Source organism: Amycolatopsis sp. CB00013 (genome assembly GCF_001905755.1).
In the GTDB taxonomy this organism is placed as follows: domain Bacteria; phylum Actinomycetota; class Actinomycetes; order Mycobacteriales; family Pseudonocardiaceae; genus Amycolatopsis; species Amycolatopsis japonica.
In genome coordinates this window covers 517,553-532,270 of the sequence record NZ_LIWC01000002.1, presented here as the reverse complement: position 1 = coordinate 532,270, position 14,718 = coordinate 517,553, and the positions used below count along the sequence as shown (strand labels likewise).

Genomic DNA, 14,718 nt, shown 5'->3' with positions numbered 1-14,718 from the left:
TGCGATGCAGCCGGGTGGTCCGGCGCAGCCTGGCGGCCAGGCGCAGGGTAAAGGACACACGAGCAGCTTTGCCTGGCTGATCACGGATTTCGTGCACCGGGTCCCGGGCGCGGCGCATGCCGTGGTGGTGTCGGCGGACGGTTTGCTGCTGGCGTCCTCGAAGGGACTTCCCAAGGACAGGGCCGATCAGCTGGCGGCGGTCGCGTCGGGGCTCACGAGCCTCGCGCGCGGTGCGGCGAAGGTGTTCGAGGGCGGCACGGTCGCGCAGACGGTGGTCGAGATGGCCAACGGCTTCCTCTTCCTGATGTCGGTGTCCGACGGTTCCTGCCTGGCGGTCCTCGGATCGCCGGAGAGCGACATCGGCTTGGTCGTCTACGAGATGACCCTGCTGGTGGAACGGGTGGGGCAACAGCTGACACCGGAGATGCGCGCGCAGCTGCAGGGCGCGTCGGTCCGCCGCTGAGCGACCGGGAACCGAGGAGAATGCCGTGGACGACGGGCGCTTGAGGGGCGATGGCCGGCTCGGTGACGACTTCTCCGGCGGGTGGTCGGAACGAGACGACGGCCGGGAGGACTGGACGTCCTTCCGGGACCGGGTCGACCGCGAATGGCGATCGCGAAGGGCACAGGGGTCGGACAACGACCCCGTGTCCCCGGACGAAGCCTCCCGCTGGCTGACCGATTCGAACGCGGGACAGGGACCCGCCGACTTCAGCGTCTCGGACTACCGGGAACGCCTGCTCGGCGGGCCGGGGGCGGAGCTGTTCGGTGGTGGCAGCGGTCCGCTCTACGACTCGGGCGAGTTCGCCAAGTTCTCCTTCGACAAGGAGGAGGAGCGCCGGGCGGCGGCGGCGGCCGCCGCCGACCCGCTCGCCGCGGCCCTGCCGCAGCAGGCGCAGAACGAGTTCGTCGACGAGCAGTACACCACCGACGTCGAATCCTCCGGCCTGGTCCGGCCGTATTTCCGCACGCGGGGCCGGACCAAGCCGACGTACGACCTTGCCATCGAGGCGTTGATCTCGACCAGCGAACAGGGACGTGTGCTCGATCGGGTACGCGTCCCCGAACACCGGTCGATCTGCGACCTTTGCCTGGACACCCGGTCCGTCGCCGAAGTCGCGGCGCTGTTGCGCCTGCCGCTCGGCGTGGTCCGGGTGCTGATCGGAGACGTGGCCGGCCTCGGTCTGGTCCTGGTGCACACCGCCAGCCAGAACGTGGGTGACCGGCCGAGTATCGAGTTCATGGAGAGGGTGCTCAGTGGGCTTCGGAGAATTTGACTCCGACGCGAATGCGCCGCAGGTGACCGGACCGACTTCGTCGGCCAAGATCGTGGTCGCTGGCGGATTCGGCTCGGGGAAGACCACGCTGGTCGGAGCGGTTTCGGAGATCGATCCGCTGACCACCGAGGCCATGATGACCGAGGCCAGTACCGGCGTCGACGACAATTCGGCCACCCCGAACAAGTCGACGACGACCGTGGCCATGGACTTCGGCCGGATTTCGCTGGACTCGGATCTGGTGCTGTACGTGTTCGGTACGCCGGGCCAGCACCGGTTCTGGTTCATGTGGGACGACCTCGCGGTCGGCGCCATCGGTGCCGTCGTGCTGGTCGACACGCGGCGGCTCGCCGACGCGTTCCCGTCGATCGACTTCTTCGAGAACCGGAAGCTGCCGTACGTCGTGGCGATCAACTGCTTCGACCGGCTGCTGCACCACCAGATCGAGGACGTCCGGCACGCGCTGACGATCTCACCGTCCGTGCCGATCATGGCCTGTGACGCCCGGGAACGTGAGTCCGCCAAGCAGGTGTTGATCTCGGTCGTGCAGCACGCCATCGCACACGATTCGGCGTTGCGCGCGGGCTAAAAGGGACGAAACCCCGGGGCGGATGCGGCCGTTGGAGTGAACTCGGCAGGCTTCACCCGCTTCGGGGAGTGGTGTCACCGGTCGGATCGAACGCGGGGCGACCCCTTTCACGCGATCCGGCGCCGACGACCCCCGATCGAGTGGTCGCAACGCCGGTGACCTGCGCGGACGCCGGTTCACACCTGGTCGCGCCAGGCCACCACAGGGTGACCCACGAATGCGTGGTTCACGATGTGTCGACGCGGTGAGCGGCTGGACGTTTACGTTCGGTTAACGCCGTCGGCCGGGTGGCGGGCTCGACACGATCGACGGGACGAATACGCTGGGTGGAGGCGTCTTTCGGCTCGCCGGTACCGGGATCGGTGCTGGTCGGTGGAAGACGCCCGGACCACGCCGCCCAGGTGGTCTTGACGCAGCGAGGAGGGACTTGTGACGGCATCCGGGCAGCAAAGCTCGTTCGGCTGGCTCATCACGGATTTCGCGCGCCGGGTTCCCGGTGCGGCGCACGCCGTGCTGGTCTCCGCGGACGGGCTTCTCCTCGCGCCGTCGGAGGGACTGCCGCAGGAACGGGCCGAACAGCTCTCCGCGGTCGCCTCCGGGCTGATCAGCCTCACCGCCGGCGCGGCCCGCTGTTTCGACGCGGGCGGGGTCAACCAGACCGTCGTCGAGATGGAACGCGGCTACCTCTTCCTCATGTCGGTCGCCGACGGTTCGTCACTCGCCGTGCTGGCCGCGCCGACCTGCGACATCGGCACCGTGGCCTACGAGATGACGCTGCTCGTCGAGCGGGTCGGCCAGCAGATCACCCCTGAGCTGCGGGCGCAGCTGCAGGGCGGCGTACGTGGGTGACCGATGAAGATCAGCGGATTCACCGAACCGGACCCCTCCGGCTGGGACTCCCTCTATCAGGGCACCGAACGCGAGGCCTTCGATTCGCCTAGCCGGTTCGAGCTGAGCTCGATCAGCACGGTGATGCCGCGGCGTCCGGCCGCGCCGCCTCCTGACCCGGCGCCTCCTGCGTCTCTCGCACCTCCCGCTTCGATGCCTTCGCCGATCCGTCAGTCGCCGCCGCGGCCCGCGCCCGCCGACGTTGCGCCCGCTTCGATCTACCTGCCGCCGGCTTCGGGCTCCCGGGTCCGGCCCTACACCCGCACCGGCGGGCGCACCCGCACCGCGCACGACCTGGCGCTGGAGGCGCTGGTGTCGACCAGCGAGGACGGCCGCCGGTACCGCGGCGTGCGGACCCCCGAACACCGGCAGATCTGCGATCTCTGCCTGGACACCCGCTCGATCGCGGAGATCGCCGCGCATCTGCGGCTGCCGCTGGGCGTGGTGAAGGTGCTCGTGGGCGACATGGCTGACGCCGGTCTGGTGCTGATCCACCAGACGGAGCTGATCCTCGGTGATTCCTCTTCGCGCGCCTTCATGGAACGCGTACTCCAAGGCCTGCGCGCCCTCTGACCCCCGCGTTTAGTCCTCTAAATGCGCGCCGGTGCAAGTCGCCCTCAACGTGACTACTTTGCGGTGATGTATCAGCGCGTTCGGTAGCAAACTGTGTCGCGTCTCGATTAGATCCGTCGGCCTGACGCCGAGCGGTGCCTTGCTACCAGATCGAAGGGGGTTACCGATGGCTGTGACGGTTCACGCGCATTGGGTGTTCATCGCCGACGGCGGTGGTGATCTCTTCGATTACTGCGACAAGGTGATGCGAGCGCTGCTCGAGCAGGAACGCTGCCTCGAAGGAATCGCGGTCTCCGCGGATGGCGGACGAGCGGTCGTGGAGATCGAGGCCGATGTTTCCGGCGATGATCTCTCGCACGCGATCGCGAAGGCTCATGCCGCCGTCCGATCCGCCCTTCATTCGGTCGGGATCGGGACGCCGGATTGGCCGACGCACGGCGAGGCCATGTCGATGGTGCTGAAGGATCTACGCACCGAGCAACTCGCGTAGCTGCGCATTTAGCGGTCTATTGAGGGTAAGTCAAAGGCGGCGTGATGGAGTCGGCGGTGCGAGCGGGCTCGCCACCGAGGCCTAGCATGCCCCTCGGACTGTCCAAAAAGGTCACTTTACGAGATCAAACCGTCCGATTTGGGCACTTCGCGCAGTATCGCCCGGGGGGTCGTGAGTGGCAATGGTCGTTCTAACCCTCTTTGTCACTCACGACCCTCGCAGGAACCGGACATAATGACATCAATCGGGCATTCAGTCCGCGCAGGGTGTCCGTTGTGGACACATCGCGCCGGAGTCATTCCCGCCAGTCATTCCGGAATCTCGCGCGGCAGGGTCCGATCACGCCATGTTCGACTTACCCTCAATAAATGCTGACGGTGGTCAGCCCTCCGCCGGGGCGGCCGACGTGATCCGGTGCAGTGGGTAAATGCGAGCACGCAAGGCGACGCGGAGATCACGAGTACATGGCGTGACATAAAATCACGCTATGTCATCAGGTGGTCGGCCGCTGATCCTCGCGTTCGGTGACGAATCCTTCAAGGAATCCGACGTTGACGGCTTCTACGTACTGGCGGCCGCCGTCTTCGACCCAGCAGTACACGACGAAGCCCGGATCGTCATGTCGGAGCTCCGGGGTAGGCGGCGAATCCCCAAACTCCACTGGAACGAGATGGATCCTGCGGAACAAGCGGCCGCCGTCAAGACCCTCGCCGACCTCGACGGATTCCACCTTGTCGCGGTCGGCTCCCCGGTACCCCGGCGGCGGCAGGAACGGGCCCGAGCCGGTTGCCTTCGGCGTCTGACTCTCGAGCTTTCCGCGTTCGACGTCGAAATGCTCGTCCTCGAGTCACGGACAGCCACTTTGAACGCTCGGGATGTCGAGACGGTCAGAGGCGCCAGATTCGGTTTGCCAAAGGGCACCCAGTTCCGGGTCGTCCATGAGAAAGGCAAGGACGAACCCTTGCTCTGGGCCGCGGATATCGTCGCCGGCGCGATCAGGGCCACGAAGGACGGGCAACCCGGCTATCGGCGGCTGATCGAAGATCTCGTGTACGAGATCGACGTGGAGACCAGGTGCTAGGCGGACATGCGTAAGGCCAGGGTCCCGGTCTGCCCCGGGTGCACCTGGCCTTGCGACTCGCCTGACGTCCGCGACGTCACGCTCCGAACACAGTGTAGATCAGTCCTGGCTGTAAAGCACGTTGCGGATGCGAGCGTGGGGCCGCCAAACCGCATTTAGAGGACTAAATGCGGGGCGTGGTCAGTCCTCCACCAGGGCCGCCGACGTGATCCGGTGCAGCGGGTAGCGCTCGTTGTCGGTCCCTTCGAGGACCCCGCCGCCGACCCGCAGCGGCCGCACCACCCGCTGGCTCGCCGTCCCGCGTGAGTCGACGAACCCGATCCACACCTCGCGGCGCTCCATGGTCGCCTGGGACAGCAACGCCAGCGTCGCGGACGTGTCCCCGGCGCCGCCTCCCTGCGGCGCGCGCACCGTCTCGCCCCGTCGGCGCGCCGAAGCGGCGTCGCCGGCCCGGACGTGCGCGACGATCTTGCCGACCTGCTCGTCGGTCAGCCCGGCAGGCTCTCCGGGCGCGCGACGCGCGGCACGCGCCTTCGCGGGCAGGCGGCGTCCGGACGGCCTGATGTCCATGACGCGTCCGTCGGGGCCTTCGGCGGCCGGAGCGAACCCGGCGGCGCGGAGCGCGTCGAGGACTTCGGCGAGCGGGTACGCGCTGATGAGCACTGTCGGCGCGATCATCCGCAAGCCGTACTCCGTCGCGACGGGGCTGCCCATGACCTCCGCGAGCAGCGACGCGTCGTCGCAGCGCAGGAACGACTCGGCGGCCCCGCCGCGCAGCCGTCCGTGCCGCCGGGCGACGTCGTCGATGAGGTAGCTCAGCGATTGGGGCACCGGCGTCGCCGACTTCGACGTGAACAGCTGATGCAGTTCGCCCGCGGTCCGCCCGGTGTCGAGCGCGCGCCGCACGGACGTCTCGGTGATCCGGTAGACGGTCGCGTGCCCGGCCGATTCGATGTCGGCGACGGCGGTCATCTCCGCCGCGAGTTCCGCTTCCAACGGCCCCGGCGCGACCACGGTCAGGTCGGCCTGGACGAGCACGTGGTCCACCGGACGCGGCAGCGCGTCGAGCATCGCCTCGATCGCCCCGGGGCGATCCTCGGCCAGCAACGCCCGGGTCGCCGTGGTGAGCCCGCCGAGGCCGATCAGGCCGAGCGCGGCCCCCTCGGCCATCGTCCAGCGCACGGTCTCGTCCCGCAGCCGCCCGCCCCGCCGCGGCGCGCGCCAGGCGAGCGCGGCGACCAGCTCGTCGGTGCTCTTCACACCGGCGCCTTCGGGCAATGCCGCCAGCGCGAGGAGGATCCGGCGCCGCGAAGTGGGCGCCAGCGGACGGCGCAGGTCTTCCGAAAGCGGCGCGATCGGCTTGTCCTTCGCGTCCCGCCCGCCGGCGAGACCGGGCAGCCGGGGCAGTTCGAGCCAGGCCTGCGCGACCGTCATCCAGCGCTGCGCGGTCGGCGACGCGAGCCACGAATCCGTGAGCGTCGTCGGCACCCATTCCGGCGTGGTCGCTTCGCTGTCGGCCACCAGACCGGCGCCCACCGCGATCTCCGCGAGCAGGGTCACCCGCGCCTCGTCGACGTCGAGATCCTTCGCGAGCTTCTTCAGCTCGCGGACCCCGAGCCCGCCGGACTTCAGCACTGGCGGTGGCGTCTCCGACCAGGCGCGCAGCATGTTTTCGGTCTGGCGCAAGAACTCCATCGCCTCGCCGGCCGCCGTTGTGTCCACAGTGGACTGCTGGTGCGGATGGACGGGGAGCTCCGGCTCGCGCAGCGACGCCGGCTCGAACACCACCCCGCCGCGCAGCGTGATCCCGATCTCACGCGGCAGTTCGACGGTCTGGTCGTCCCGGCGCAGCAGCAGTCCCCTGGCGAGCAGCCGCTGGACGGGGTTCTGCGCCCGTTCCAGCGGGACGTCCGCCGACGCGTCGCGGGTGCGGCCGATCGGCGGCCCGGCGGCCAGCGTCGTCAGCAGGGCGCGTTCGTCCTCGCCGACCTCCGCGAGCGCGGCCTCGATATCCGTTCCGGCGAGCGAGGGCGACGAGACCCCGAGCCCGGCGGGGAAGGGGCCGAGCGCGTCGCGGGCCGACGGCGGGACGCGCAGCGCGTCGTCTTCACCCCAGACCAAGGCCCGCTTGCGCAGCAGCGTCAGCGCCTCGCCGATCTCCGTGCCCGCGAGCCGCGCGACCTCGGCGGCCGGGACCGGCTCGGTGTCCGCTCCGGCCAGCAGCAGGGCGTCGAGGACGGCGAGGGTGAAGGTGTCGAGGTCTTCGCAGGCACGCGCGACGGAGCCCGGCGTGCCTGCCCGGGTGGCGAGCACGATGGTGTCGGACGGGGGCGGCGTGGACAGGTCGCGACGCGTGCGCAGCAGCGCGGCGAGGGCGTCGTCGGACTCCTGGCGCAGCCAGTCCGCCAGGGATGGCGCGGGCATAGACGACCAGGATACCGGGCGGGTGGTGGCCCGGCAGCCGCGTTCGGGCAGACTGTCCCCTGAGAACGGCTTGACCATGCTCTGGAGGACGTTGTGGCGAAGGGCGATAACAAGAAGCGCGCGGGCATCGACCCCACGTGGCCCGGTGAAGACGGAGAGCACCCCGTCACCGAGCTCGCGTCCGATCGGCAGGGCGCCTTGTCCCCGTTCGGCGACGTGACCTTCCCCCTCGACGCGGTGCCGTACGTGCACCCCGAGACCGAGATCAACCGGTAAGAAGCTACTGGCGGGTTACCCCTGCGAGGGTTCGTGGCGGTCGTCACGGGAGTAGGTTTTCGATCGACCTATTCGAGCTTTCCTCAGCGGGGGTAGTGCCATGCCGGTTCCCGGTCCCGGATATTCGATCACCGTCCGGGTGGAGGCCCCCGCGTCGTCCACCGCGGCGGGTGACCTGACCACGGCCGTCGGCCGGGTCGGCGGCGTGCTGACCGCGTTCGACGTCGTCGAGTCGCACCCCGAATCGATCGTCGTCGACATCAGCGCCAACGCCCTGTCGGAGAACCACGCGCAGGACATCACGCAGACCCTGGACTCGTTGCCGGGCGTCCGCGTGCGCAAGGTCTCCGACCGGACGTTCCTGATCCACCTCGGCGGCAAGATCGAGGTCAGCCCCAAGGTCGCGCTCCGCAACCGTGACGACCTCTCCCGCGCGTACACGCCGGGTGTCGCCCGCGTCTGCCAGGCGATCGCGGCGAACCCCGAGGACGCGCGCCGCCTGACCATCAAGCGCAACACCGTCGCGGTGCTCACCGACGGCTCCGCGGTGCTGGGGCTGGGCAACATCGGCCCGGCCGCCGCGCTGCCGGTGATGGAGGGCAAGGCGGCGCTGTTCAAGAAGTTCGCCGACGTCGACGCGTGGCCGGTCTGCCTGGACACCCAGGACACCGAAGAGATCATCATGATCGCGAAGGCGCTCGCGCCGGTGTACGCGGGCATCAACCTCGAGGACATCGCCGCGCCGCGCTGCTTCGAGATCGAGAAGCGCCTGCGTGAGCAGCTCGACATCCCGGTCTTCCACGACGACCAGCACGGCACCGCGATCGTCGTGGTCGCCGCGCTGCGCAACGCCCTTCGTGTGGTCGGCAAGAACATCGAAGACTGCAAGATCGTCGTCAGCGGCGTCGGCGCGGCGGGTTCGGCGATCATCCGCCTGCTGCTGCGCAAGAACCCGGGCGACATCGTGGCCGCCGACATCGACGGCATCGTGCACTCCGCGCGCGGCAACCTCGACGACAACCTGACCTGGATCGCCGGGCACACGAACAAGGAGCAGCAGGCGGGCACGCTGCACGAGGCGCTCGTCGGCGCCGACGTGTTCATCGGGGTCTCCGCGCCGAACCTGTTCGGGGCCGAGCAGGTCGCGACCATGAAGTCCGACGCCGTCGTGTTCGCGCTGGCCAACCCGGACCCGGAGATCGACCCCCTCGAAGCGCAGAAGCACGCCGCCGTGGTCGCCACCGGCCGCAGCGACTTCCCGAACCAGATCAACAACGTGCTCGCGTTCCCCGGCGTCTTCCGCGGGCTGCTCGACGCGCAGGCGCACCACATCGACGACTCGATGCTCCTCGCGGCCGCCGACGCCATCGCGGACGTCGTGGACAACGGCAAGCTGAACGCCTCGTTCATCGTGCCGAGCGTGTTCGACAACGCCGTCGCCCCCGCGGTCGCCGAAGCCGTGAAGAAGGCGGCGAAGGCTGCAAAGGCGGCTCAGTCCTAGGGCGTGGTAGCAAAGGTCCCTTGCTCCATTCGGCGGCGCCGTCATCACTGAGACCGACATCGAGGCCGACTTCAGGGTGACGACTCCGCCGCCGGCCCGCTCATAGGCTCGACTCCGACCAAGAAGTCGATCATGACGGGGGTTGGGGATGACTCGCTCTGTCCTGAGCAGGATCGGGACACTCACGGCCGCGGCGGTCACCATGGCGGTACTCGTACCGGCCACGGCGTCCGCCGCGGTTTCGTCTGTCAGCTGGGGGCCGTGTCCGGAGGACGTGGCCGCGCCCGGCGTGCAATGCGCCACCTTGAAGGTCCCGCTCGATTACCGGAACCCGGGCGGGAAGACGATCGACGTCGCCATTTCGAAGCTCGCCAGCACCAAACCGGCGAAGCGGCGCGGCATCATGCTCACCAACCCGGGCGGCCCCGGCGGCCCCGGGCTGACGATGCCCGCGGGGTTGCGGTCGGCGGGCATGCCGTCGAGCGTGCTCGACGCCTACGACATCATCGGCTTCGATCCGTGCGGGATCGGCCGCAGCACGCCGGTCACCTGCGACCTCAAGCCCGAGCAGCAGGTCAGCAACGTCCCGCCGTACGCGCGCGACGCCGCGGCGGTGGCGGAGCGCGCGAAGTACGTCGAGGGCGTCGCGAAGCAGTGCGCCGACTCGAAGACGGCCGCGAACCTGCCGTACATCACCACGGCCAACACCGCCCGCGACATGGACCGCATCCGGGAGGCCTTGGGCGAGGAGAAGCTCTCGTACTACGGCGTCTCGTACGGCACGTACCTGGGCGCCGTGTATTCGACGCTGTTCCCGCGGCAGACCGATCGCGTCGTGCTCGACAGCGCGACCGGTCCGGGCGGGCTCGACACGACCGGCTCCCGCCGGCTGGCGGAGGGGTTCCAGGATCGCTTCCCGGACTTCGCGAAGTGGGCGGCGGCGCGGCACGCGAGCTACGGGCTCGGCCGCACTCCGCAGCAGGTGACGGCGAAGTTCTACGAACTCGTCGCCAAGCTCGACGGCGGCGCGGTCCCCGGAGTGGACGGCGCGGCCTTCCGGGCGGGCACGTTCGGTTCGCTGTACTCGACCAGCTCCTTCCCGGTGCTGGCCCAGCAGTGGCAGGCGCTCGACACCGAAGGCGTCGTGAAGCAGACCGCTCAGGCTCAGCAGCTCGACGTGGCGCAGCTGCTGTCCGCGCAGCTGCACGTGGTGTGCAACGACGTGAACTGGCCGGAGAAGGTCGCGGCCTACCAGCGCAACGTCGAGAAGGACCGGGTGCGGTACCCGATGTTCGGCGCCGCCGCGGCGAACATCTGGGCGTGCGCCTACTGGCCGTCGGAGCCGATCGAGCCGCAGGTGCGGATCGGCGACCGCGGTCCGTCGAACATCCTGGTCGTGCAGAACCTGCGTGACCCGGCGACCCCGCTGAGCGGGGCCAAGGAGATGCGGCGCGCGCTGGGCGACCGGGCGCGGATGGTGTCGGTCGACGACGGCGGGCACGGGGTCTGGCTGAGCTCGGAGAACGCCTGCGGCAACAACGCCGTCAACCGGTTCCTCGTGGACGGCAAGCGTCCCGCGCACGACACGGCCTGCGCCGCGGACCGGGGCGGGCTCTTCGCCTCGATGACGCCGGAGCAGCGGCAGGAACGGGAGAAGGCTCTCGGCGAGGTTCGCTCGAAGCAGCGGATGTTCTGAACCTTCTGAGGTGAACCCGCGATAGCGAGGCCTTCGGCCGGGCGGGTTCACGCGTGGGCGCCTCGCCGGACAGACCTCGGCTCCGCCGACAGGTACTGAGGACTAGCCTGCTGGGCGTGAGTGAACTCAGCCACGTCGACCATACGGGTGCCGCCCGTATGGTCGACGTTTCCGGCAAGACGCCCACCGCCCGCACCGCGCTGGCGGGCGGCACCGTGCACACCACGGCCGAGGTGCTCGGCCTGCTGGCGACGGACGGGCTCCCCAAGGGCGACGCGCTCGCGACCGCGCGGATCGCGGGCATCATGGGCGCGAAGAAGGTGCCCGAGCTGATCCCGCTCTGCCACCAGATCGCGTTGTCCGGGGTGAAGGTCGAGTTCGTCCTCGACGAGACCGCCGTGCACATCACCGCGACCGCGAAGACGAACGACCGGACCGGCGTCGAGATGGAGGCGCTGACCGCCGTCGCCGTCGCCGGGCTGACCCTGCACGACATGATCAAGGCCGTCGATCCGGCGGCGACCCTCGACGACGTCCGCCTGATCCGCAAGGACGGCGGCAAGACCGGGACCTGGGAGCGGCCGTGAACCGGGTCGCGAGGGTGATCGTGGCGTCGAATCGTGCAGCGAAGGGCGTCTACGAGGACACGACCGGCCCGGTCATCACGGACTGGCTCGCTTCGCGGGGCTGGGAAGTGCCCGCGCCCGTCGTCGTCCAGGACGGCGAACCGGTCGGCGAAGCCCTGCGGGACGCCGTCGCGGCCGGGGTCCAGGTGATCGTGACGACCGGCGGCACCGGCATCTCGCCGACGGACCGCACCCCGGACGTCACCCGCGCCGTCCTCGACTACGAACTCCCCGGCGTCGCGGACGCGATCCGCGCCGCCGGACTGCCCAAGGTGCCCACCGCCGTGCTCTCGCGCGGCGTCGCGGGCGTCGCGGGCCGGACCCTCGTGGTGAACCTGCCCGGTTCACGCGGCGGGGTGAAGGACGGCCTGGGCGTACTGGACGGGATCCTCGACCACGCCGTCGACCAGCTGGCGGGCGGCGACCACCCACGGGAGGCACAGCAGTGAGCGTTCGGGTCGCACGGATCGCGGTGGTCGACGAGCCGCTTTCGGTCGAAGAACACGCCCGGCTGGTGGACGACGCCGCCGCGGGCGCCGTCGTCACCTTCGGCGGGGTCGTCCGGGACCACGACGGCGGACGGTCGGTGGAGAGGCTCGCGTACGAGGGGCACCCCAGCGCCGCCGATGTGCTCGCGGAGGTCGTCACGGACCTCTCGGGGAAATGGGAAGGCGTGCGGGCGGTCGCCGTCAGCCACCGGCTGGGCGCGCTGGCCATCGGGGACGTCGCGCTCGCGTGCGCCGTGGCGGCCGAGCACCGGGGCCAGGCCTTCGCCGCCTGCTCGGAGCTGGTCGACGAGGTCAAGGCTCGGCTGCCGGTGTGGAAGCACCAGCACTTCAGCGACGGCAGCGACGAATGGGTCAACTCGCCGTAGGACCTTGGGCACCTGGAGTACTTGGCACCCCCACTCACGTGATCGAAGGCGGAGCACGCGAGTGCGGCCTCCAGTCACGCGAGTCACGTCCCTGATCACGCGAGTCACGCCTTCGCGCACGCCGCGCCCGTGTTCCCAGTCCGTGAAGGCCTCCTTGAGGGACCCAGAGTCCCGCAAGGAGGCCTTCACGGACTGGGTGCATTAGACACGGCTGGCTCTGACTTGAATCGCCACTCATGAGGCTGCTTGGGTACATGAAGGACCCCTTCCTTGCGCCAGGCGCAAGGAAGGGGTCCTTCATGTACTTGGCAATGGGGCGAGCCTTCACGGACCGAACCGACACCCACCCCGGACACGACAAAGCCCCACCGCCGGGGGAATGGCGCGGTGGGGCCTTGTCAGTCGTGACGTGGCCGCGCGGGGAATCCCGCAGGCATCACGACTTACTCGTGCTCAAGAGCTCACTTGGTGGCGAGCTTCTGGCCGACGACGATGAAGTCGGCGTTCGACACGTAGTCCTTGTTCAGCTCCTGCAGCTTCTGGTAGCCGCCCTGGACGTTGAACTTGGAAGCGATCTTCGACAGCGTGTCGCCGGCCACGACGGTGTAGTCACCCGCCGGGTTCGAGTTGGCGACGTTCGCGGCCGGGGCCGGGGCCTGCTGCTTCTGGACCGGCGCGGTCGACTTCTTCGGGGTCACCTTCTTGGTGGCCTTCGGGGCGCTCGACTTGGCCTTGGCGGGGCTGGCGGAGCCGCCCTTCTTGCCACAGTGCGGCCACGCGCCGATGCCCTGGCCCTGGAGGACCCGCTCGGCGACGGCGATCTGCTGCTCACGCGACGCGTTGTGCGCGCTGCCGGTGCCGCCGTAGGCACGCCAGGTGCTCTGCGAGAACTGCAGACCACCGTAGTAGCCGTTACCGGTGTTGGTGCTCCAGTTGCCGCTGCTCTCGCACTGCGCGATGGCGTCCCAGTTGGTCGCCGACGCGGGGGTCGCGGCGATTGCGAGGGGAGCGCCGACCGCGACACCCGCAATGGCGACGCGGGCGATGTGACGGGTGGCGGCGGACATCTTGCGGTGCTTGCCTCGGTAAGACATGTGAATAGATCTCGCTCCCTGCGCCTACGAGCCGGTGCTGAGGGAAGACCCGCGGGTCCTGGCCGGCCGTTGCGGGCCGGCTGACTTCGCCTGACGCACGACGCGTCGGCTCGGTCCCCTCGTCCCTGTCCGGAAATGCTTTCGCTCGGGGTTGGGTCCGGGAATCCGTTGGACAGGGCTCGGCGCTACGGGTTCCCGGTGTTGCGTGGTCGGTCGGGGCCAACCGAAAAGCGACGGTACGTAACGAACGGCCGCGACGGAAATTATTCGAGCTGTGACCTACATCACAGTAACAGCACGCAACCCATAACGATTCGGCTGTTTATGCAGGTCAGCGGGCCGTTATCTGGCCGTTTCCTGACCGAGATAATTCACGGATCGTGAGGCTTGCATCACGTGGATTAAGGGATGACTGGCCCATTCGTGCGCCTTCGCGCGCGAATGGGCCGCGCACTTTAGCGAGACCTCAAGAAGTTCGCCAGCCCTGGCAGGTCATCCGTATTCAGGTGGTCGACCCCGGCGGCGACCAGCTCTTTCCACAACGCGTCACGGCCGGGCCCGGCGGCGTCCGGCGTGGCCCAGAAGCGCACGCGCTGACCCGCCGCGTGGGCCCGCTCGACCAGGTCGTGCAGCTTCGCCCGCTCCTCGGCGGGGAAGGGGCCTTCGCCGGTCCAGGTGAACAGCCCCGTCCAGGAGTCCGAGACCAGCGGGGTGACGCGGGGGTCCGAGCCGATACCGAGGTCGTTCTGGTCCTTGATCCGGCCGTCGCAGAAGGCGAGCCGGAACTTCTGCCCGAGCATCACGTCCTTGGGGCGCCCGCCGGAGATCACGGCGGTGACGGCCCGCTTCTTCACGTGTCCGAACGCGTACAGAGAGAAGAGGAAGGAGTAGCGCGGGTCGTACAGCCGCTTCTCGAGCGCCGCGTAGGTGCTGTTCGCGTCGCCCTTGACGTCGATCAGCAGCTGGAACTCCGCGCGCTGCCGGTAGACGCCGACGCCGTGGTTGGCCAGCACGCGCTTGCGCAGCGGCTCCAGGTAGAGCGACTCCAGGGTGCGGTCCGGGCGGGTGTCCGCGAGGTCGTGGGCGACCAGCAGCTGCCCGTCCACCAGGTAGATGTCGGCCTCGACGCTGGTGAAGCCCTGATCGAGCGCGTCCTGCAGCGGACGGGTGTGCTCGTAGTCGTTGTGGCTGTGCGCCTGCGGCAGCGGCTTGACGCCGCGTTCGTGGGCGGAGGCCGGCGCGGTCGCGAGGCTCGTGGCGGCGACCGCGGCGAGCAGCGCGGCGAGGATACGGCGGGGAGTGATCACTGGCGCATCCTCGGCTGCTTCG

14 protein-coding genes and 1 pseudogene are annotated in these 14,718 nt (G+C 69.3%); 12 read left to right on the top strand and 3 right to left on the bottom strand.

Translation table 11 applies throughout. The features are described from left to right. The first annotated feature begins 4 nt into the window (after nt 1–4). The 7 genes from AMK34_RS12525 to AMK34_RS12495 all read left to right on the top strand — a co-directional run bounded on the left by AMK34_RS12525 (nt 5) and on the right by AMK34_RS12495 (nt 4,898). Nucleotides 5–463 (top strand): roadblock/LC7 domain-containing protein, encoded by a 459-nt coding sequence (locus AMK34_RS12525; RefSeq protein WP_085939650.1) that lies wholly within the window; start codon nt 5–7, stop codon nt 461–463. 25 nt (nt 464–488) lie between these two features. Continuing rightward, entirely contained in the window at nt 489–1,277 is a 789-nt protein-coding gene (locus AMK34_RS12520) for a DUF742 domain-containing protein (RefSeq protein ID WP_073845341.1), read from the top strand. Beyond that, entirely contained in the window at nt 1,258–1,866 is a 609-nt protein-coding gene (locus AMK34_RS12515) for a GTP-binding protein (RefSeq protein ID WP_007033392.1), read from the top strand. The genes AMK34_RS12520 and AMK34_RS12515 overlap by 20 nt, the downstream gene beginning before the upstream one ends. Nucleotides 1,867–2,295: 429 nt before the next feature. Further along, nucleotides 2,296–2,715, top strand: coding sequence for a roadblock/LC7 domain-containing protein (locus tag AMK34_RS12510; RefSeq protein WP_038507851.1), 420 nt, complete (start codon nt 2,296–2,298; stop codon nt 2,713–2,715). 3 nt (nt 2,716–2,718) lie between these two features. Then, the gene (locus AMK34_RS12505) at nt 2,719–3,327 is read left to right on the top strand and encodes a DUF742 domain-containing protein (protein ID WP_073845339.1); all 609 of its coding nucleotides are present in this window, start codon (nt 2,719–2,721) and stop codon (nt 3,325–3,327) included. A 166-nt stretch (nt 3,328–3,493) separates the two neighbouring features. Then, complete coding sequence (locus AMK34_RS12500) at nt 3,494–3,817, top strand: hypothetical protein (RefSeq protein WP_073845337.1); 324 nt, start codon at nt 3,494–3,496, stop codon at nt 3,815–3,817. A gap of 487 nt (nt 3,818–4,304) precedes the next feature. Continuing rightward, on the top strand, nt 4,305–4,898 hold the full coding sequence (locus AMK34_RS12495; protein WP_073845335.1) for a hypothetical protein: 594 nt from the start codon (nt 4,305–4,307) through the stop codon (nt 4,896–4,898). A gap of 180 nt (nt 4,899–5,078) precedes the next feature. On the opposite strand, the gene AMK34_RS12490 is transcribed toward AMK34_RS12495, so the two are convergent. Beyond that, entirely contained in the window at nt 5,079–7,322 is a 2,244-nt protein-coding gene (locus AMK34_RS12490) for a helicase-associated domain-containing protein (RefSeq protein ID WP_073845333.1), read from the bottom strand. 93 nt (nt 7,323–7,415) lie between these two features. On the opposite strand from AMK34_RS12490, the gene AMK34_RS12485 reads away from it, so the two are divergent. The 5 genes and pseudogenes from AMK34_RS12485 (at nt 7,416) to AMK34_RS43730 (ending at nt 12,295) form a co-directional block, all read left to right on the top strand. Continuing rightward, on the top strand, nt 7,416–7,598 hold the full coding sequence (locus AMK34_RS12485; RefSeq protein WP_037335631.1) for a hypothetical protein: 183 nt from the start codon (nt 7,416–7,418) through the stop codon (nt 7,596–7,598). 100 nt (nt 7,599–7,698) lie between these two features. After that, the gene (locus AMK34_RS12480; protein ID WP_038507854.1) at nt 7,699–9,099 is read left to right on the top strand and encodes an NAD-dependent malic enzyme; all 1,401 of its coding nucleotides are present in this window, start codon (nt 7,699–7,701) and stop codon (nt 9,097–9,099) included. Between the two features lie 148 nt (nt 9,100–9,247). Next, nucleotides 9,248–10,795, top strand: coding sequence for an alpha/beta hydrolase (locus AMK34_RS12475; RefSeq protein WP_073845331.1), 1,548 nt, complete (start codon nt 9,248–9,250; stop codon nt 10,793–10,795). 116 nt (nt 10,796–10,911) lie between these two features. After that, nucleotides 10,912–11,382, top strand: a complete 471-nt coding sequence (gene moaC, locus AMK34_RS12470) for a cyclic pyranopterin monophosphate synthase MoaC (protein WP_016337573.1) — start codon at nt 10,912–10,914, stop codon at nt 11,380–11,382. After that, nucleotides 11,379–12,295, top strand: a pseudogene (locus AMK34_RS43730) (molybdenum cofactor biosynthesis protein MoaE). Before moaC ends, AMK34_RS43730 begins: the two are co-directional and overlap by 4 nt. 461 nt (nt 12,296–12,756) lie before the next feature. Here the strand turns inward: AMK34_RS43730 and AMK34_RS12455 are convergent. Then, complete coding sequence (locus AMK34_RS12455) at nt 12,757–13,389, bottom strand: transglycosylase family protein (RefSeq protein WP_037335640.1); 633 nt, start codon at nt 13,387–13,389, stop codon at nt 12,757–12,759. A gap of 455 nt (nt 13,390–13,844) precedes the next feature. After that, nucleotides 13,845–14,696 carry a phosphatidylinositol-specific phospholipase C/glycerophosphodiester phosphodiesterase family protein gene (locus AMK34_RS12450; protein ID WP_073845329.1) on the bottom strand — a complete coding sequence of 284 codons (852 nt, stop codon included), beginning with the start codon at nt 14,694–14,696 and terminating at the stop codon, nt 13,845–13,847. Nucleotides 14,697–14,718: the final 22 nt, after the last annotated feature.